The sequence below is a fragment of the Streptomyces sp. LaPpAH-108 genome (assembly GCF_000373625.1).
Classification (GTDB): domain Bacteria; phylum Actinomycetota; class Actinomycetes; order Streptomycetales; family Streptomycetaceae; genus Streptomyces.
Genome location: NZ_KB891996.1, coordinates 382,180 through 400,037, shown reverse-complemented (window position 1 = coordinate 400,037; position 17,858 = coordinate 382,180). Strand labels below are relative to the sequence as shown.

At 73.1% G+C, this 17,858-nt stretch carries 19 protein-coding genes; 9 read left to right on the top strand and 10 right to left on the bottom strand.

The window, feature by feature from the left end; translation table 11 throughout:
- The first annotated feature begins 12 nt into the window (after positions 1 to 12).
- Positions 13 to 669 (top strand): rhomboid-like protein, encoded by a 657-nt coding sequence (locus B079_RS0124010; RefSeq protein WP_018548396.1) that lies wholly within the window; start codon positions 13 to 15, stop codon positions 667 to 669.
- Between the two features lie 25 nt (positions 670 to 694).
- The gene (locus B079_RS0124005; protein WP_018548395.1) at positions 695 to 1,177 is read left to right on the top strand and encodes a GNAT family N-acetyltransferase; all 483 of its coding nucleotides are present in this window, start codon (positions 695 to 697) and stop codon (positions 1,175 to 1,177) included.
- Here B079_RS0124005 and B079_RS0124000 read toward each other — a convergent pair.
- Both B079_RS0124000 and B079_RS0123995 read right to left on the bottom strand, forming a co-directional pair.
- The gene (locus B079_RS0124000) at positions 1,166 to 2,680 is read right to left on the bottom strand and encodes an MFS transporter (protein ID WP_018548394.1); all 1,515 of its coding nucleotides are present in this window, start codon (positions 2,678 to 2,680) and stop codon (positions 1,166 to 1,168) included. The genes B079_RS0124005 and B079_RS0124000 overlap by 12 nt on opposite strands.
- Before the next feature lie 78 nt (positions 2,681 to 2,758).
- Positions 2,759 to 3,733, bottom strand: coding sequence for a zinc-binding dehydrogenase (locus B079_RS0123995; RefSeq protein WP_018548393.1), 975 nt, complete (start codon positions 3,731 to 3,733; stop codon positions 2,759 to 2,761).
- Between the two features lie 127 nt (positions 3,734 to 3,860).
- Here B079_RS0123995 and B079_RS0123990 point away from each other — a divergent pair, with 127 nt between their 5' ends.
- Entirely contained in the window at positions 3,861 to 4,577 is a 717-nt protein-coding gene (locus B079_RS0123990; RefSeq protein WP_199779961.1) for a pentapeptide repeat-containing protein, read from the top strand.
- 13 nt (positions 4,578 to 4,590) lie between these two features.
- Here the strand turns inward: B079_RS0123990 and B079_RS0123985 are convergent, their stop codons facing one another.
- From B079_RS0123985 to B079_RS0123975, 3 genes are all read right to left on the bottom strand, one after another.
- A complete protein-coding gene (locus B079_RS0123985; protein ID WP_018548391.1) occupies positions 4,591 to 5,091 on the bottom strand; it encodes a hypothetical protein in 501 nt (166 codons plus the stop codon).
- A 93-nt stretch (positions 5,092 to 5,184) separates the two neighbouring features.
- Positions 5,185 to 6,123 carry a bifunctional GNAT family N-acetyltransferase/NUDIX hydrolase gene (locus B079_RS0123980; protein WP_018548390.1) on the bottom strand — a complete coding sequence of 313 codons (939 nt, stop codon included), beginning with the start codon at positions 6,121 to 6,123 and terminating at the stop codon, positions 5,185 to 5,187.
- A gap of 94 nt (positions 6,124 to 6,217) precedes the next feature.
- Positions 6,218 to 6,793, bottom strand: a complete 576-nt coding sequence (locus tag B079_RS0123975; RefSeq protein ID WP_018548389.1) for a TerD family protein — start codon at positions 6,791 to 6,793, stop codon at positions 6,218 to 6,220.
- 185 nt (positions 6,794 to 6,978) lie between these two features.
- Here B079_RS0123975 and arfB point away from each other — a divergent pair, with 185 nt between their 5' ends.
- The gene (gene arfB / locus B079_RS0123970) at positions 6,979 to 7,407 is read left to right on the top strand and encodes an alternative ribosome rescue aminoacyl-tRNA hydrolase ArfB (protein WP_026249023.1); all 429 of its coding nucleotides are present in this window, start codon (positions 6,979 to 6,981) and stop codon (positions 7,405 to 7,407) included.
- 236 nt (positions 7,408 to 7,643) lie between these two features.
- Here the strand turns inward: arfB and B079_RS32655 are convergent, their stop codons facing one another.
- A complete protein-coding gene (locus B079_RS32655; RefSeq protein WP_018548387.1) occupies positions 7,644 to 8,171 on the bottom strand; it encodes a hypothetical protein in 528 nt (175 codons plus the stop codon).
- A 42-nt stretch (positions 8,172 to 8,213) separates the two neighbouring features.
- Positions 8,214 to 8,810 (bottom strand): flavin reductase family protein, encoded by a 597-nt coding sequence (locus tag B079_RS0123960; protein WP_018548386.1) that lies wholly within the window; start codon positions 8,808 to 8,810, stop codon positions 8,214 to 8,216.
- Between the two features lie 352 nt (positions 8,811 to 9,162).
- Between B079_RS0123960 and cdgB the strand changes: the two genes are divergently transcribed.
- A complete protein-coding gene (gene cdgB / locus B079_RS0123955; RefSeq protein ID WP_018548385.1) occupies positions 9,163 to 10,821 on the top strand; it encodes a diguanylate cyclase CdgB in 1,659 nt (552 codons plus the stop codon).
- Positions 10,822 to 10,973: 152 nt separating this feature from the next.
- Positions 10,974 to 11,909 carry a CBM35 domain-containing protein gene (locus B079_RS0123950; RefSeq protein ID WP_018548384.1) on the top strand — a complete coding sequence of 312 codons (936 nt, stop codon included), beginning with the start codon at positions 10,974 to 10,976 and terminating at the stop codon, positions 11,907 to 11,909.
- A 22-nt stretch (positions 11,910 to 11,931) separates the two neighbouring features.
- Here the strand turns inward: B079_RS0123950 and B079_RS0123945 are convergent, their stop codons facing one another.
- From B079_RS0123945 to B079_RS0123935, 3 genes are all read right to left on the bottom strand, one after another.
- Positions 11,932 to 12,861 (bottom strand): 1-phosphofructokinase family hexose kinase, encoded by a 930-nt coding sequence (locus B079_RS0123945; protein ID WP_018548383.1) that lies wholly within the window; start codon positions 12,859 to 12,861, stop codon positions 11,932 to 11,934.
- 119 nt (positions 12,862 to 12,980) lie between these two features.
- Positions 12,981 to 14,147, bottom strand: coding sequence for an N-acetylglucosamine-6-phosphate deacetylase (nagA, locus tag B079_RS0123940; protein WP_018548382.1), 1,167 nt, complete (start codon positions 14,145 to 14,147; stop codon positions 12,981 to 12,983).
- On the bottom strand, positions 14,147 to 15,127 hold the full coding sequence (locus tag B079_RS0123935; protein ID WP_018548381.1) for an ROK family protein: 981 nt from the start codon (positions 15,125 to 15,127) through the stop codon (positions 14,147 to 14,149). The genes nagA and B079_RS0123935 overlap by 1 nt, the downstream gene beginning before the upstream one ends.
- Positions 15,128 to 15,262: 135 nt before the next feature.
- On the opposite strand from B079_RS0123935, the gene B079_RS0123930 reads away from it, so the two are divergent.
- The 3 genes from B079_RS0123930 (at position 15,263) to otsB (ending at position 17,830) form a co-directional block, all read left to right on the top strand.
- Positions 15,263 to 16,513: an extracellular solute-binding protein gene (locus B079_RS0123930; RefSeq protein WP_018548380.1), complete on the top strand. Its 1,251-nt coding sequence runs from the start codon at positions 15,263 to 15,265 to the stop codon at positions 16,511 to 16,513.
- 27 nt (positions 16,514 to 16,540) lie between these two features.
- Positions 16,541 to 16,765 carry a DUF3263 domain-containing protein gene (locus B079_RS0123925; protein WP_018548379.1) on the top strand — a complete coding sequence of 75 codons (225 nt, stop codon included), beginning with the start codon at positions 16,541 to 16,543 and terminating at the stop codon, positions 16,763 to 16,765.
- A gap of 201 nt (positions 16,766 to 16,966) precedes the next feature.
- Entirely contained in the window at positions 16,967 to 17,830 is an 864-nt protein-coding gene (gene otsB / locus B079_RS0123920; protein WP_018548378.1) for a trehalose-phosphatase, read from the top strand.
- Positions 17,831 to 17,858 lie beyond the last annotated feature (28 nt).

Genomic DNA, 17,858 nt, shown 5'->3' with positions numbered 1-17,858 from the left:
CGTGTGAGCCGGGTGACCCGTGTGCGACGTGGGCTCGGGGCGGTCGCGGACCATCTCCGTTCCGCCCCGGGCACCTATGTGTGGCTGACCGTCCTTTTCTTCACCACAGTGGCGCTGCACCACATGTCGCCGGAGTTCGAGAAGGAGTTCCTGCGGCAGCGCTCCACCAACATCCACGAGCTGTCCCGGAACCCCGTCCGCGTGCTGATCACCAGCGCGATGTGGATCGACAGCGGGCGCTGGCTGCCGTACGCCGCGCTGTACGCCCTCTTCCACGCCCAGGCCGAGCGCTGGCTCGGCACCCTGCGCTGGCTCGCGGTGTGCGCCGCCGCGCACATCCTGGCCACGCTGATCAGCGAGCTGGCCCTGCTGATGGCCGTCAACAACGGCCACGCCCCGCCCTCGGCGGTCAACACGCTCGACATCGGCGTCAGTTACGCCCTCGCCGGGGTCATGGCCGTCCTCACCTACCGGATCGCCCCGCCCTGGCGCTACGCCTACCTGGTCTTCCTGGCCGCCGTCTACGCCGTACCGCTCGTCACCGCCCGCACCTTCACCGACTTCGGCCATGTGCTGTCCGTGCTCGTCGGACTGGCCTGCTATCCGCTGGTCAGGGGGCGGGGGAGGGCGTGGAGCCCGCGCGGGGGCCTGGCCGCGCTGCGGGACTGAGGCGCCCCGCACTACCCTGCGCCCCATGATCCGTACCGCGACCCCCGCAGACGTCCCCGCGATCCACCGCATGGTCCAGGAGCTGGCCGCCTACGAGAAGGCCGCCGACGAGGCGCGGGCCACCGAGGAGCAGCTGCGCGAGGCGCTGTTCGGGGAGCGCCCCGCCGCCTTCGCGCACCTCGCGGTGGACGACACCACGGGCGAGCCCGCCGGGTTCGCGCTGTGGTTCCTGAACTTCTCCACCTGGCGCGGGGTCCACGGCATCTACCTGGAGGACCTGTACGTCCGCCCCGAGGCACGCGGCGGCGGCCACGGCCGCGCCCTGCTCACCGAGCTGGCCCGGATCTGCGCCGAGCGCGGCTACGAGCGCCTGGAGTGGTCGGTGCTGGACTGGAACACCCCCGCGATCGGCTTCTACGAGTCCCTGGGCGCCCGCCCCCAGGACGCGTGGACGGTCTACCGCCTCACCGACGCCCCGCTCGCGGAGCTGGCCCGCTCAGCCCACTGATTCCCGGACCCGGGGCTTCGCCGCCGCACCCCGCCCGGCCGGGCGGGCCGTCACCAGCAGGCCCGCGACCAGGGCCGCGAGGAGCATCACCCCGGCCGCCCACCAGATGGCGACCGTGTAGCCGTGCACCACGCCCACCGGGACGACGGCGGCCCGCTCGGCGGGACCGCGCAGATGCGCGGCGATGTAGGCCGCGCTGCTGGTGGTGGCGATGGTGTTGAGCAGCGCCGTACCGATGGAGCCGCCGACCTGCTGGGCGGTGTTCACCGTCGCCGAGGTGACCCCGGCGTCCCGGGGCGCGACCCCGGCCGTGGCGGTGGCGAACACCGGCATGAAGGTGAGGCCCATGCCGAGGCCCAGCAGGATCAGCGCGGGCAGGATGTCCGAGACGTAGGACGAGTGGACCGTCATCCGGGTGAGCAGCATCAGGCCGACGGAGGCGAGCAGCAGGCCCGGGACCATCAGCAGGCGCGGCGCGACGCGGTTCAGCAGCCGGGCCGCGATCTGGGTGGAGCCGGTGATGATCGCGGCGGTCAGCGGCAGGAAGCCGAGGCCCGCGCGGACGGGGGAGTAGCCGAGGATGATCTGGAGGTAGTAGGTCATGAACAGGAACAGCCCGAACATGCCGATCACCGCGAGCATCATCGTCAGGAAGCAGCCCGCGCGGTTGCGGTCGCGGACGATGTGCAGCGGCAGCAGCGGGCTCGGGGCGCGGCTCTGCCACCACACGAACGCCGCGAGCAGCACGATCCCGGCCGCGAACAGGGCGAGCACCACGGGGTCGGTCCAGCCGCGCGGCTGGGCCTCGCTGAAGCCGTAGACGACGGCGACCAGACCGCCGCAGCCCAGGAGCACGCCGGGCACGTCGAGCCGGGACTCGCCGTGTCCCGGGCGGTCGTGCAGCAGGGCGAAGGCGCCGATCACCGCGAGGATCGCGATGGGCACGTTGACGTAGAGGCACCAGCGCCAGTTCAGATACTCGGTGAGCAGGCCGCCCAGGATGAACCCGATGGCGGAGCCGCTGCCCGCGAGGGCGCCGTAGATGCCGAAGGCTTTACCGCGTTCGCGCGGGTCGGTGAAGGTCGTCGTCAGCAGGGAGAGTGCGGAGGGCGCGAGGACGGCCGCGAAGACGCCCTGGAGGGCGCGGGCGCCGAACAGCATGGCCGGGGAGGTGGCCGCGCCGCCGAACGCGGAGGCGGCGGCGAAGCCGATCAGCCCGATGACGAAGGTGCGTTTGCGGCCCACCAGGTCCGCGACCCGGCCGCCGAGCAGGAGCAGGCCGCCGAAGGCGAGGGTGTAGGCGGTGATGACCCACTGCCGGTTCCCGTCGGACATGTGCAGATCGTGCTGGGCGGAGGGGAGCGCGATGTTCACGATCGTCGCGTCCAGCACCACCATCAGCTGGGCGAGGGCGATGACGACCAGGCCCCACCAGCGGCGGGGATCGACCGCCTCGGCCCTCGCGGGTATCGGTGTCGACTCACCCGTTCGGCCGCTGCTCATTGGGCCAGAAGACCATGGATCGGTGCATATCGCATCCGCGTCGGCGGGCCCCCGCACCGCCCGTCCCCCGGCGTTCTCTCAGGGTTCGAGGACCACCTTCCCGACTGTGCCGCGCGTCTGGAGCGCCCGGTGCGCGGCAGCCGCCTCGGACAGGGGCGAACGGGTGACGGCCGGGCGCAGCCGTCCGCGCGCCGCCTCGGCGAGCGCCCGCTCCTCCAGGGCGCGCAGACCGCCCGCCCGGCGCAGCATCTCGGGCCCGAGGACGGACTCGGAGACGCCGTCCACGAAGTACCCCTGGGCCCCGTCCCCGATGCCCTCCGCCGACCAGCCGAAGACCAGGTGCCGGCCGCTGGGGCCGAGCAGGGCGACGGCCTCGCGGGCCGCCGCGCCGCCGACGCCGTCGTAGACGAGCGTGGCGGGGCGTCCGGCGAGGAAGGCGCGGACCTCCTCCGGCCAGCCGGGCTCGGTGTAGTCGACGGCGAGGTCGGCGCCGTTCGCGCGCACCCGGGCGGTCTTCTCCGCCCCGCCCGCGAGCCCGACGACCGTGGCCCCGGCGTTCTTCGCGTGCTGCACGAGCAGGGTGCCGATGCCGCCCGCCGCCGCCGGTACGACCACCACGTCGTCCGCCCCCGGCTCCGCGGACCCGGCGATCCCGAGCGCGGTGCGGCCGGTGCCGATCATCGCGACGGCCGCCGCGAAGTCCAGGTCCGCGGGGATCTCGTGCAGCCGGTCCGTGCCGGTGACGGCGAGTTCGGCGTAGCCGCCGGGTACGGGGCCGAGGTGGGCGACGACCCGCTTGCCGAGCCAGGAGGCGTCCGTGCCCTCGCCCAGGGCGTCCACGACCCCCGCGACTTCGCGGCCGGGAACGGTCGGAAGCTCCGGCAGCGCGGGCAGCGGGCCGCGCCGTCCCTCGCGCAGGGCGGTGTCCAGGAGGTGCACCCCGGCGGCGGCGACGGCGATCCGCACCTGGCCCGGTCCGGGGACGGGGTCCTCGGTCTTCTCGTAGCTCAGGTTCTCGGGCGGTCCGAAGGAGTGGAGCCGGATGGCGTGCATGAGATCCCCTGGGGTGGTCGTCGTTCCCGTGGCTGTCGTGGGCCCACTCTTCAACCTCGACCGGACTTGAGGTCAAGGACGGGCCGGAGCGGGCGGGTTGTCAGTGGCGGGGTGCAGCATGAGGGGCATGGCGAGGAGAGCGGTGGGCGCGGGCGGTACGGGTGCGGGGCGTACGGGCGGTACGGGGCGTACGGCGGTGAAGGGGGCGCGGCGGCCGGAGGTGCGGTTGCCGCCGCTGCGGCCGTGGGCGGGGGCGGAGCTGGAGCCCGACGGGGACTACGACGGTCTTGAGTTCCTGGAGGCGGATCTGTCCGGGCAGCGGGGGGCGGGGGCGCGCTTCATGGACTGCGCGCTGACCGGCTGCGCGGTGGACGAGGCGGCGCTCGGCCGGGCCCGCTTCCTGGACTCGGTGCTCACCGGGCTGCGGGGCGTGGGCACCCATCTCGCGGAGGCCGTCTTCCGGGACGTGGAGCTGAGCGCGCCCCGGCTGGGCGGGGTCCAGCTGCACGGGGCCACGCTGGAGCGGGTCGTCGTGCGCGGCGGCAAGCTCGACTTCCTCAATCTGCGCGAGGCCCGGCTCAAGGACGTGGTGTTCGAGTCCTGTGTGCTGGTGGAGCCGGACTTCGCGGGGGCGCGTCTTGAGCGCGTGGAGTTCGTGGACTGCGCGCTGAAGGGGGCCGACTTCGGGGGTGCCGTGCTGAAGGACGTGGATCTGCGCGGGGCCGCTCCGCTGGAGGTCCAGCGGGGACTCGACCGGCTCTCCGGCGCGGTGATCAGCACGGGCCAGCTTCTGGACCTGGCCCCGCTGCTCGCGGCCGGGCTGGGGATCAGGGTGGAGGGCTGACCCGGAGGGGCGGTCAGGAGATGCGGGGATAGCGGGCCTGGAGGGTCCAGATCACCGGGTTCTCCGCCAGGTCCTCGTGCAGGTCGGTGAGGTCCGCGATCACGTCGTGCAGGAAGTCGCGGGCCTCACGGCGCAGTTCGGCGTGGGAGAAGGTGATCGGCGGCTCCTCGGCGCGCATCCAGTCCGCCTCGATGTCCACCCAGCCGAAACGGCGCTCGAAGAGCATCCGGTCCGTCGACTCGGTGAAGTCCAGCTCCGCCCGCTGCGGCCGGGACGCGCGGGAGCCCATCGGATCCTGGTCCAGCTGCTCCACGATGTCGCACAGCGCCCACGCGAAGTCCAGCACCGGCACCCATCCCCAGGCTGTGGACACCTCCCGGTCGCTCTTGGTGTCGGCCAGATACACGTCCCCGCAGAACAGATCGTGCCGCAGCGCCCGCGCGTCCGCGCGCCGGTAGTCGGTCTGAGGCGGATCCGGGAACCGATTGGAAAGGGCATAGCCGATGTCGAGCACGTCGCAAATCGTCCCACGCCCCGGTCCCCGCCCCACTCAGGGCCGGACTGCCCGCTCAGGCCACCCGCTCCAGCCGCCCGCCGGGCTGTCTGCTCAGCTCGGCCGTCCCGACAGCAGCGTGTGTAGATCCGGTGGCCACACCGGCTCGTCGCACTTGGTCAGTTCTGTGATGTTCCACCAGTGCCAGGCGAGGATGCCTTCGGTGGTGTGGGCGGCGAGGGCGGGGGCGGTGGGGGTGCGGTGGGGGCCGTGGGTGAGGTAGAGGTGTTCGTGTTGGCGGACCGGGATGCCCGCTCGGGTGAAGTCGTGTTCCCAGGTGCCCAGCAGGGGGCCCGGGGTGAGGTCGGTCCAGCCGGTTTCCTCGGTCAGTTCGCGTGCGGCGCCCTCGCGGGGGCTTTCGCCGGGTTCGAGGCCGCCGCCGGGGGGTGTCCAGTGCGGCCCGGTTTCGGGGTTGTGCTGGCGGCAGAGGAACACCGAGCCGTCCGGCGCGAGCACGGCCGTACGCGCGGCTCGTCTCGGGGTGCGCAGCAGCACCTTGCGCAGGACGGCGCAGGGGCGGCCGAGTGCGCGGTCGTGGCGGTGGTCCAGGGCCGTGTAACCGAGGGCGGTCCAGAAGGCGAGGCCGGGCGCGTTGCCGTCGAGCACCGCGAGCCGTACCGCCCGGCGTCCGGCGGCCCGGAACCGCTCCTCGACGAGCGTGGCGGCCCGGCGGCCGTGCCCCTTGCCCTGCTCGGCCGCGTCCACCAGCAGCAGGCCGATCCACGGGTCCGGGTCGGCCGGGTCGGGGTGGCGGGCGAGGGTGATGACGACCGCGACGAGCCTGCCGTCCACCCGCGCGAGCAGCACCTCGGCGCCGGGGCGGGCGGGTTCGGCGGCCAGCGCGTCCGCGACCTGCTCGGGGCGGATGTCCGCCGGATCGGGGAACTCCCCGCCGAGCGCGTGGAAGGCCCGCTGCGAGGCGTACAGCGCGGTCAGTTCCGCGAGCAGCGGTGCGGGGACGGGCGTACCGGCGGCCAGGGGTTCGAGGATCACCGGGACACGCTAACGCCCCTGCGCGGAAGGTGACTTGGGCTGCGCGGACCCCGGGGCCGATGAGGTGCCCGGGGTCCGCGATCCGGCGCGTCCGTCAGACGTTGACGCCGAAGTCCTGGGCGATGCCGACCAGGCCCGAGGCGTAACCCTGGCCGACGGCGCGGAACTTCCACTCCGCGCCGTTGCGGTACAGCTCGCCGAAGACCATCGCCGTCTCGGTGGCCGCGTCCTCGGAGAGGTCGTAGCGGGCGATCTCGGCGCCGCCGGCCTGGTTGACGATGCGGATGTAGGCGTTGCGGACCTGGCCGAAGTTCTGGCCGCGGTTCTCGGCGTCGTAGATGGAGACCGGGAAGACGATCTTCTCGACGTCGGCCGGGAGGGCGGCCAGGTTGACGTTGATCGCCTCGTCGTCGCCCTCGCCCTCGCCCGTGCGGTTGTCACCGGTGTGGACGATGGTGCTGTCCGGCGTCTGCTTGTTGTTGAAGAAGACGAAGTGCTGGTCGGAGTAGACCTTGCCCTGGCCGTTGACCGCGATGGCGGACGCGTCCAGGTCGAAGTCCGTGCCGGTGGTGGTGCGGACGTCCCAGCCGAGGCCCACGGTGACGGCGGTCAGGCCCGGAGCCTCCTTGGTGAGCGAGACGTTGCCACCCTTGGACAGGCTTACAGCCATGATTGGGAGTCCCTTCCCTAATGCCTATGTGTCGGACTGCTTGTCGCTCCGTCGGTCCCGACGAAGCCACGTCACCCGGGAGAACGCCCGGAGGGGTACCCGAGGTTCCTGCTCGCTTTACCTTTTTTACCGAGGTGGGGGAAAACGGGGTGACGCGGGCCGCCCGCACCCGCGACCATGGAGTCATGTCCGGGCCCTATCTCATCCGCGGCTCGGTCTCGCTTCCCGAGGCCGAGCTGACGTGGCGTTTCTCGCGTTCCTCCGGGCCCGGCGGGCAGCACGTCAACACCAGCGACTCCCAGGCCGAGCTGCGTTTCGACCTCGCGCGCACCGAGGCGCTGCCCGAGGTGTGGAAGCAGCGCGCGCTGGAGCGGCTGGCCGGGCGCCTGGTGGACGGCGCCCTGGTCGTCCGCGCCTCCGAGCACCGCTCTCAGTGGCGCAACCGCGAGGCCGCGCTCGTCCGGCTGACCGCCCTCCTCGCCCAGGCGACGGCACCTCCGCCCAAGCCCCGCCGCGCCACCCGCATCCCACGGGGCATCAACGAACGCCGCCTCAGACAGAAAAAACAGCGCTCGGACACCAAACGGGGCCGCTCCGGGCGGGACTGGGGTTAGAAACCGGCCAGTTCGCGCCGCACAGGGTGTCAGCGGGTCCGCGCCGCGGAGGACGCCAGGCCGGTCCGCGCCGCGCAGGGTGTCAGCGGTCCGCGCCGCGCAGGACGCCAGGCCGGTCCGCGCCGCACAGGGCGTCAGGAACCCTGCCGACCCGCGCCGCACAGGGCGTCAGGAACCCTGCCGACCCGCGCCGCACAGGCCGTCAGGAACCCTGCCGACCCGCGCCGCGCAGGGCGTCAGGAATCCGGGCAGTCCGCGCCGCCCCTGCCCGCCGGCGCCGCGTCAGGCCCCCGCACCCCGTCCCCGTCCCCGCGCCGCCGCCAGGCAGCAGCCAGCCCCGCCCCCGCCGCCACCACGCCCCCCGCCAGCGACATATAGATGAGCGGGTTCACCCAGAACGGGACCAGCTCCGTCGCCACACCGCTGTCCGTGACGCACCGCGCGCTGACCGGCAGCCCCAGGTCCGTCACGATGGTGTCGCCGCGCACGCCCAGGGCCGCGCACATCTGGTCCGGGTCGAGGACGTAGAAGCCGAACCCCACCCCGTAGCCGTAGAGGCCGAAGGCCGTGGCGACCGCCAGCAGCACCATCAGCACGGACGGGCCGGGGTCCGGGGCGTACCAGGCGCTGCCCCAGCTGCCGGTGTACGCGCGCACCGCGAGAGCGAAGGCCAGCGGGACGGCCAGGCAGGGCATCAGGAACGGGGCGAAGACCGAGGTCATGTAGAAGACCCCGGTCGGATCGTCGAGGGCGAGAGTCGTCACGCGGTGGCGGACGGCAGCGGTGCCGGTTCCGGTTCCCGCAGTTCAGCCCAGGTGCCGGTACCGCCCCCGGAAATACAGCAGCGGTCCGCCCTCCGCGCTCGGCACATGGGCGGTCAGGACGCGGCCGATGACCAGGGTGTGGTCGCCCGCGAGCACCCGCTGTTCCGTACGGCACTCCAGCATCGCCAGCGCGCCGGAGACCAGCGGAGCGCCCGTCGCCTCGCCCCGGGTGAGGTCCAGGTCCGCGAAGAGGAGGCGGTCGCTGATGCGGCCCTTCATCGAGAAGCGGCCCGCGATCTGCCGCTGGTGGTCGGCGAGGACGGAGACCGCCCACAGGGGCTGTTCCTCCAGGAGTTCGTCCATCCGGCCGCCGGTGCGCAGGCTGACCATGACCAGCGGGGGGTCCAGGGAGACCGACAGGAAGGCCGTGGCGGTCATGCCCACGTCCTCCGTGCCCGGCGCGTGCGGGTCGTCGGGGTCCAGCGGCGGCTCCTGCGCGGTCACCAGGACCACTCCGGCGGCCAGCCGGGACATCGCGGCCCGGAACTCGTCGTCGCTCACCCCCTCAGGATGCCCGGAAGCGGCCCGGGCGGCGGAGGACGCGGCGGGGGACGGCGCGGAGGCGGAGGTGTTCAGCACGCCGGAAACGCTAATCCGCCACCCCGGCCCGCCGCATCGGCCCTCCGCCCGAGAGGGGTCCTAGGACCCGGGCCGCACGCCCGCGCGCGGCGGGACCAGGGCTCCGGACAACCGTCCCGACCCGCCCGCCTGCCGATTCGTACGGCATATGCGCATGTTCACTCACTTTGCGTTCAAGAACAGTGCCGGGAAAACGCAGAAACTCCACTCAATTGTTCACGTTCTGCTGTGACTTGAGTCACAAGGGGCAATAATTGTTGACCCTGTGTACCGAGTGAGGAGCGCGCTGTGATTCAGTGGCGAGAAGAAGCCTTGATTCGCAGCGAGGTCTCGGGGGAGGGGGAGGGCGAACATGGAGACAGAGTCGGAGCCGTACGTCCCGCTCACATCCCTGCGGCAGCTGCATCAGGTCATGGCCGAGATGAACACGGCCCGCAGCCTGGCGGACACGCTGCAGATCGTCGCGGACGGCGCGGTCACCGCGCTGGGGTACGAGATGGCGTGCGTGAACCTCGTCCGCCCCGACGGCGATCTGGTGGTCGCCGCCTTCTCAGGGAACCCGGCGGCCGAGGCCCTGATCATGGGCCGGGTCGGCGCCCGGGAGTCCTGGGAGCGGCGGCTGCGCATGGGCGAGCTGTGGGGTGACCTGGTGTTCATCCCCCACCACGAGGGCTGGGTCCTCGACGAGGACGACGTACCGCAGTGGTACACCGAGGGGCCCGCCCCGCGGTTCGAGGGCGAGTGGCACCCCGGCGACCGGCTCTTCGCGCCGATGTACTCGCCCGGCGTCCAGGGCGGTGCCCGGGGCGAGCTGATCGGCGTCATATCCGTCGACCGTCCGCACGGTGGCCGCCGTCCCGGCGCCTGGGGCCGCGAGGCCCTCCAGATGTACGCCTTCCAGGCCGCGATCGCCCTCAGCAACGCCCATCTGCGCGCCAACATGCAGCGCGCCCTGGTCCGTCTTGAGCGCGACCAGCAGGCACTTCGAGCCAGCGAGGAAAGCTTCCGCCAGGCCTTCGAGTACGCCCCCTCCGGCATGGCCATCGCGGAGATGGACGGCGACCACCACCAGGGCCGCATCCTGCGCGCCAACGACGCCCTGTGCCGGCTGCTCGGCCGCCCCGCCGCCGCGATGCGCCGCTACTCCTTCGCCGACCTCGTCCACCCCGAGGACGTCACCACCCTGCGCCGCACCTCCCCCGAGGGCGGCCGGGGCGAGCTGCGCCTGGCCCGCCGGGACGGCACGTACGTCTGGGTGTCGCTGCGCAACTCCGTCGTCGCGGACGCCGCCGACGGGCCCCGCTTCCTGCTCACCCACGTCGAGGACATCGAGGAGCGCAAGCGCCGCGAGCTGCAGCTCGCCCACCGCGCCTCGCACGACTCGCTGACCGGGCTGCCGAACTCCGCGGAGCTGCGCGCGCGCCTGGCCGCCCGGCTGTGCCGCCGCCCGGCCCAGGAGGCGGGCGGCTTCGACTCGCTCGACGCCGCCTACGGCCACCCGGGCGACGCGGACGCCGGGCACGGCTTCGACTTCGGCCCGGGCGCCGAGGCGTACGACGCCTTCGACCACCATGTGCACACCGTCGCCCCGGAGGGCGGCCACGACGACGGCGCCAAGGGGCTCGCGGTGCTCTTCTGCGACCTGGACGGCTTCAAGTCGATCAACGACCGCTTCGGGCACAACGCGGGCGACGCGGTGCTGATCGAGGTCGCGCGGCGGCTGAGCAACGGGGTGCGGGACGGCGACACGGTCGCCCGGCTCGGCGGCGACGAGTTCGTGATCCTGGCCGACGGGCTCGGCCGGGCCGACGCGCAGGACCTCGCCGGACGGCTGCGGGGCGAGATCATCCAGCCGATCCGGGCCGAGGGGCGGGCCGTGCGGGTGGGCGCCAGTTTCGGCATCGGCTGGGCCCACTGCGGAATGACGGCGGACGAGGTGTTGAAGTCAGCCGACGAGCGGATGTACGTAGAGAAACGATCTCGTCCCAAACAGCACCGGCGTGCCGGGTGATCCGCAGGTCAGCGGGTTGAGACGGGCAGACTCACCCGTTTTGGGAGCCTCGGGGGTGTCCCCCGATCGAGCGAATTCGGCTAGGGGGGAGGGTAGGCTCGCCCTGCCAACCCGTACCCCATCCGCCCGCACCTGCTTGAGGAGTACCAGGGATGACGCCCGGCGACAACGGCGCGAGCACGCCCGAGGAAGACGACCCGTTCGGCTACCTGTACGCAGACGGCCAGGCCAGAGGTGCCCAGCCGCCGTCGGGCGGTTACGGCTATCCGAACGCGGTCAGCCGGGTGCGCGCGGTCGGTGAGCGCCAGTACCCCCAGCAGCAGACGTACGGCCAGCAGGTCCCGCAGCAGCAGGGCACCTACGGCCAGCCGACGGCTCAGTACCAGGCTCCGGAGGCGCAGCAGAGCAGCGTCCCGACGGGCAGCCGGATGCAGCAGAACGCCGGACGGCAGAACGCCGGGCGGCGCGGGCCCAACACCAAGGGTCTGCTGATCGGCGCGATCGCGGTGGTCGCCGTGGTCGTCATCGGCATCAGCGTGGCCATGTTCAACGGCGACTCGAACGACGAGGCGAACGGCGCCACGAGCCCGAGCCCGACGCAGTCGAAGAGCGCCGCGCCGCGTCCCAAGACGACCGCCTCGGCCCCCGCGGGCGAGCTTCCGAAGGCGGACGCGGCCGACAGTTCCGTGCAGCTGGCGGGCGGCGCGGCCCCGGCCTCGGACGTCAAGGGCGCGGAAGCGGCGGGCGGCACCTATGTGGGCGGGCTCAACCAGGCCGGTGCGTCGGCGACATGGAGTGTGAGCGTGCCGGAGGAAGGCGCGTACACCTTCTTCATCCGGTACAGCGCGCCGGGCGAGGACCAGTCGATGACGGTCAACGTCAACGGCAAGGACTTCGGCAGCAAGGCGGACCTGCAGAACTACCGGCACGCGGCTGCCAACGACTTCGAGAACGGCTGGGCGACCACCTACGTGTACCCGGACCTCAAGAAGGGCGCCAACACGATCTCCGTCTCCTGCCAGGCGGGCGACAAGTGCAACGTCCTGCTCGACCAGTTCTGGGTGAAGAAGGGTCACGTCACCCGCTAGTACCTGTCCTGCGGGACCGGGCTCAGGCCGCCTCCGCCGCCCCCCTCACCTCGATCCGCCCGCACAGCTCGTCGTAGGCCGCCCGGTCGAACTCCCCGGCCGCCGGGGCCAGTACGGCCGCCGCCGACAGGGCGGTGGCGCGGGTCAGGCGGTCCGTCCAGGGGAGCCGTTCCACCAGCCCCGACAGCAGACCGGCGACCGCCGCGTCCCCCGCGCCGGTCGGGTTGCCGCGCAGCCGGGTGGGCGGGGCCGCGCGCCAGTGGCCCTCCGGGGTCGCGGCCAGGAGGCCGTCCGGGCCGAGGGAGGCGACGACCGCGTGGGCGCCCCGGCGGCGGGCGTCGCGGGTGGCGCGCAACGGCTCGTGGGAGCCGGTGAGTTCGGCCAGTTCACCGGCGTTCGGCTTGACGAGGTCGGGGCGGGCGGCGACGCCGCGTCGCAGGGGCTCGCCGCTGGTGTCGAGCAGGACCGGCACCCCGGCCGAGCGGGCCACCCGTATCAGCCCCGCGTACGCCCCCACTGGCACGCCCGGTGGCAGGCTGCCCGAGAGGGCGACCGCCGAGGCACCGGCGAGCAGGCCGTCGTAGGAGCGCAGGAAGGCGGCCCACTCGGCGGGGGAGATCTGCGGTCCGGGCTCGTTCAACTGCGTGGTGTCGCCGGTGAGTTCGTCGACGACGGCGATGGTGCGGCGGGTCGGGCCCGCGACCTCCACGAGTGCGTCCGTGAGCCCCGCCGTTTCCGCGAGCCGGTCGCGCAGCACCCCGCCGGTCGCGCCGCCCGCGAACCCGGTGACCGTCACCTCGTGCCCGAGCGCGGCCAGCACCCGCGCCACGTTGACGCCCTTGCCGCCCGGCCGTTCGGCCACGTCGGAGACGCGGTGGGAGGCGCGGGGGCGCAACGACCGTACGCGGTAGGTGATGTCGAGAGCGGTGTTCAGTGTGACCGTGAGGATCACCCGGTCCGACCTCCCTCGAAAGTTGGCGTGGCTTCGGTTTCCGGGGCCCCGATCATGCCAAAGAGACGGCGGCCGGCCCACCTCGGGGACAGCCGCCGTCCGATGAAGGAGGGTACGGATCAGGGCAGTTGGGGCGCGAGAACCCATTCACCCCGGCGCATGACGCCCTTCACCGTGAACGCGGCGTCCAGCAGCGCGAGATCGGCGTCCTTGCCGGGCTCCAGGGAGCCGATCCGGTCCGAAAGCCCAAGGAGACGGGCGGGGTTGACGGACAGCGCCTTCACCACGTCGGTCACCGGCAGCCGGTCGACGGTGACCGCCCGCCGGAAGGCGCGGTCCAGGGTCAGCGTGGAGCCCGCGATGGAGCCGCCCTCCACGAGCCGGGCCACGCCGTCCGCGACCTCGACCTCCAGCGGGCCGAGCAGATAGCGCCCGTCGCCCACGCCCGCCGCGTCCATCGCGTCGGTGATGAAGGCCACCCGGTCGGCGCCCGCGTGGTGGAAGGCCAGCTGGAGCGCGGCCGGGTGCAGATGGGTGCCGTCGTTGATCAGCTCGACGGTGACCCGCTCGTCCTCAAGGAGCGCGGTGATCGGGCCGGGGGCGCGGTGGCCGAGCGGGGGCATGGCGTTGAAGAGGTGGGTGGCGACGGTGGCGCCCGCGTCGATCGCCTCGACGGTCTGCTCGTAGCTCGCGTCGGTGTGCCCGACGGCCGCGATCACGCCCTGCTCGGCGAGGAGCCGTACGGAGTCCAGGCCGCCGGGGAGTTCGGTGGCGAGGGTGACCATGCGGGCCTGCCCGCGCGCGGCGTCGAGCAGCTTGCGCACCTCGGCCGGGTCGGGGTCGCGCAGCAGTGCCTCGGAGTGCGCGCCCTTGCGGCACGGGGAGATGAACGGGCCCTCGAAGTGGATGCCCGCGATGTCGCCCTGCTCGGCCAGCTCGCTGAGCAGCCCGGCGCGGCGGGCCAGCAGGTCCAGGTCGTCGGTGACGGTGGAGGCGACCAGGGTGGTGGTGCCGTGCGCGCGGTGGGTGCGTACGGCGGTCAGGGCGTCCTCGGCGCTGCCCGCGAAGGAGGCGCCGCCGCCGCCGTGGTTGTGCAGGTCCACGAAGCCGGGGACCAGCCAGTGGCCGCTCGCGTCGACGACCTCGGCGTCTGCCGGGGCGGGAGGTGCCGCCCCGGCGGGGCCCGCGGCGGTGATCCGCGTGCCCGCCACGCTCACGCGGCCGTCGTCCACCACGCCGGTGGGCAGCACCACCCGTGCGCCGGTGAGTACCAAGCTGGGAGCCATCAGGCGGTTACCTCCGAGGGATCGGTGCGGCCTGGGCCGGCAGGGCCCAGGAGATCGCGGGCGAGCAGTCCGGCGCCGAGGCATCCGGCGGTGTCGCCGAGGGCCGCCGGGACGAGGACGGGCGGGGTCTGGAAGGTGATCCGGCGCCCCACGGCCTCCCGCAGGGGACGGAGCAGCGTCTCGCCCGCCTCCGCGAGTCCGCCGCCGATGATCAGGGTGCCCGGGTCGAGCAGGGTGAGCGCGGTGACGAGGCCGTCGGCGAGCGCGTCGACCGCGTCCTGCCAGACCTCTTCGGCGGCCCGGTCGCCGTTCTCGACGGCCTTCGCGCAGTCGGCGGCGTCGGCGTCCTTCTTGCCGGACACGTGCGCCCACGCCTGGCCGACGGCGGCGGCCGAGGCGTACCGCTCCAGGCAGCCGCGCTGCCCGCAGGGGCAGTCGGCGCCGCCGGGGCGGACGACGATGTGGCCGATCTCACCGGCGAAGCCGTGCGCGCCCGCCTCCACCGCGCCGCCGATGCCGATGGCGCCCGCGATGCCGGTGCCGAGCGGCACGAACAGGAAGCGGTCGGCGCCCTTCCCGGCGCCGATCCGGCCCTCGGCGAGGCCGCCGGTGCGCACGTCGTGGCCGAGCGCGACGGGCACGCCGAGGCGCTCGGCGAGCAGGTCGCGCAGGGGGACGTCGCGCCAGCCGAGGTTGGCCGCGTAGACCGCCCGGCCGCCGGGTTCGTCCACGATCCCGGGCACCGCGACACCGGCCGCGACGGCGGCTCCGCCCAGGTGCGCGGCGCCGTGCGCGGCCAGGTCGGCGGCGAAGTCCAGGATCTCCGCGACCACCGCCTCCGGGCCCCGCTCGCGGCCGGTCGCGCGGCGCGCGCGGTGCAGGAGTGCGGGCGCCGCGGCCGGGGCGGACGCGCTGTCGACGCCGAGGAGAGCGGCCTTCATCCAGGTGCCGCCCACGTCCAGGGCGATGACATGTCTCACCCGTCCAGTGTGACCCGGTGACCCGTGAGAGGTCTAGTCCACTTACGTGGTGTAGACATGTGTTCACATAGCGAACAGTCCGTAAAGGGAATCGGGGTTTTGACGGTGCGTCGGCGTACGGCAAGAACGATCGCGGTGGTGTCCGCACTGGGCATGGCGGCGGTCCTCGGCGGCTGCGGGACCACGGGTTCCTCGCACGTGACCCTCAAGCTGGTCGCGGCCGACTACGGCGACTCCCCGGCCAACAGCTCCAAGAAGTACTGGTCCTCGCTGGTCAGCGCGTACGAGAAGCAGCACCCCGACGTGAAGGTCGAGGTCAGCGTCTACTCGTGGAACGACGTCGACGCCAAGGTCAAGCAGCTGGTCGCCGCCGGGCACGCCCCCGACATGGCCCAGATCGGCGCCTACGCCGACTATGCGGCCAAGGGCAAGCTCTACTCGGCCTCCGACCTGCTCTCCATCCGCACCCAGGCCGACCTCGTCTCGCAGCTCTCCGACGCGGGCGAGTGGAACCACACGCCGTACGGCATGCCGTTCGCGGCCTCCACGCGCGTCCTCTTCTACAACAAGACCCTCTTCGAGAAGGCGGGCATCACCAGCGCGCCCACCACCTGGGACGAGCTGGCCGCCGACGCCGAGGCGCTGAAGGCCAATGGCGTGAAGTACCCGTACGCGCTGCCGCTCGGGCCCGAGGAGGCGCAGGCCGAGACGATGCAGTGGCTGCTGAGCGGGGGCAGTGACTACACGGACGACATGGGGACGTACACCATCGACTCCACCCAGAACACCCGCACCTTCACCTGGCTCAAGGACGACCTGGTCGACAAGGGGCTGACCGGGCCGGTCGCGCCGGGGCGTCTGAACCGTGCCGCCGCGTTCTCCGCGTTCGCGGACGGCGAGGTCGGCATGCTCAACGGCCACCCCACGCTGATGCACCAGGCCGAGGACAAGGGCGTGAAGTTCGGCATGGTCCCGATGCCGACCCGCGACGGCGGCCACCACCCCGCGATGGGCGTCGCCGACTGGATGATGGCCTTCAAGCAGAACGGGCACGCCGACCAGATCGGCAGCTTCCTCGACTTCGTCTACAAGGAGAAGAACGTGCTCGCCTTCTCCCACGAGTACGGTCTGCTGCCCGTCACCACCTCCGCCTCCCAGGCCATGGGCGCCTCCGACGCCCCCCGCGACAAGGCCCTGCACCCCTTCCTGGACCAGCTGGAGACGGCCGAGCAGTACCCCGTCAACAAGATCTCCTGGGCCGAGGTCAGCGCGGCCGTCAAGCAGCAGATCGGCCAGGCCGTCGCCCCCGACGGCAGCCCGTCCGGCGTTCTGACCCGCCTGCAGTCGACGGCGACGACGGCGGACAGCCGGGCCGCGGCCCAGTAGGGCTTCGCGGGGGTTACGGTGGCCGACATGGAACTGGGCCCCCGCGAGCAGGCGATCCTCGCGCTGGAGCGCCGGAGCTTTTCCGGCCCCGGCGCCAAGGAACGCGCCATCCGAGAACAGCTCGGCCTCGCCCCCGTCCGCTACTACCAACTGCTCAACGCCCTCCTGGACGACGAGCGCGCCCTGACCCACGACCCGGTGACGGTGAACCGGCTGCGACGGGTACGGGAGGCGCGGCGCTCGGAACGGTGACGTGACGCTGCGCTGGCTTTGGCGGTGGGGCGGGGTGCGGCTGCGGCTGCGGTGCGGGTCTGGTGCGTGAGGCGTGAGGTCGTGGGGCTGCGGGTTCGGGTGCGCGATGGCATGGAGCCGCGGGTGTGCCTCTCGTCCTGCTTCCCACCCCACTCCTCGTGGGGAGGAGTGGGGTGGGGTGGTCGCGGATAGTGTCGTTTCATGGGTATCCCCGAGACGGACTCCGCCATCCCGAAGGATCTTCCGGTTCCGACGACCCCGGCCGGCCGGGACGGTCTGCGTGCGCTGCTGGAGGGGGCGCACGGGGCCGTGGTCGGGCTGGACTTCGACGGCACGCTGGCCCCCATCGTCGCCGACCCGGCGCAGGCGCGCGCCCACCCCGGTGCGGTGCCCGCGCTGGCCGAGCTGGCGCCGAAGGTGGCGTCCGTGGCGGTGATCACGGGCCGCCCGGCGGGGGTGGCCGTACGCAACGGCGGCTTCGCCGGGGTCGAGGGCCTGGAGCACCTTGTCGTGCTCGGCCACTACGGCGCGGAGCGCTGGGACGCGGCCACCGGTACGGTCAGCGCCCCCGCCCCGCACCCCGGCATCGCCGCCGCCCGCGCCGAACTGCCGGGCGTCCTGGACCGGGCCGGGGCGTGGCCCGGTACGTGGATCGAGGAGAAGGGCCGCGCGGTCGCCGTGCACACCCGCCGCGCGGAGGACCCGGAGGCCGCGTTCGAGGCGCTGCGCGCCCCGCTGACCGACCTCGCCACCCGCCACGGCCTGATCGTCGAACCCGGCCGCCTCGTCCTCGAACTCCGCCCGCCCGGCATGGACAAGGGCGTCGCCCTCCTCGACCACGTCCGCGCCCTCGGCGCCGACGCCGTCCTCTACGCGGGCGACGACCTCGGCGACCTCCCCGCCTTCGCCGCCGTAGAAAAACTCCGCACCGGCGGCACCCCCGGCCTCCTCGTCTGCAGCGGCAGCACAGAGGTCCCCGAACTGGCGGACCGAGCGGACCTGGTGGTGAACGGCCCCGAGGGCGTGGTGAACCTACTCCACACCCTGGCCGCCCACATGCCCTGACCCCACTCCGCACGCCCCCGCCTCCCCA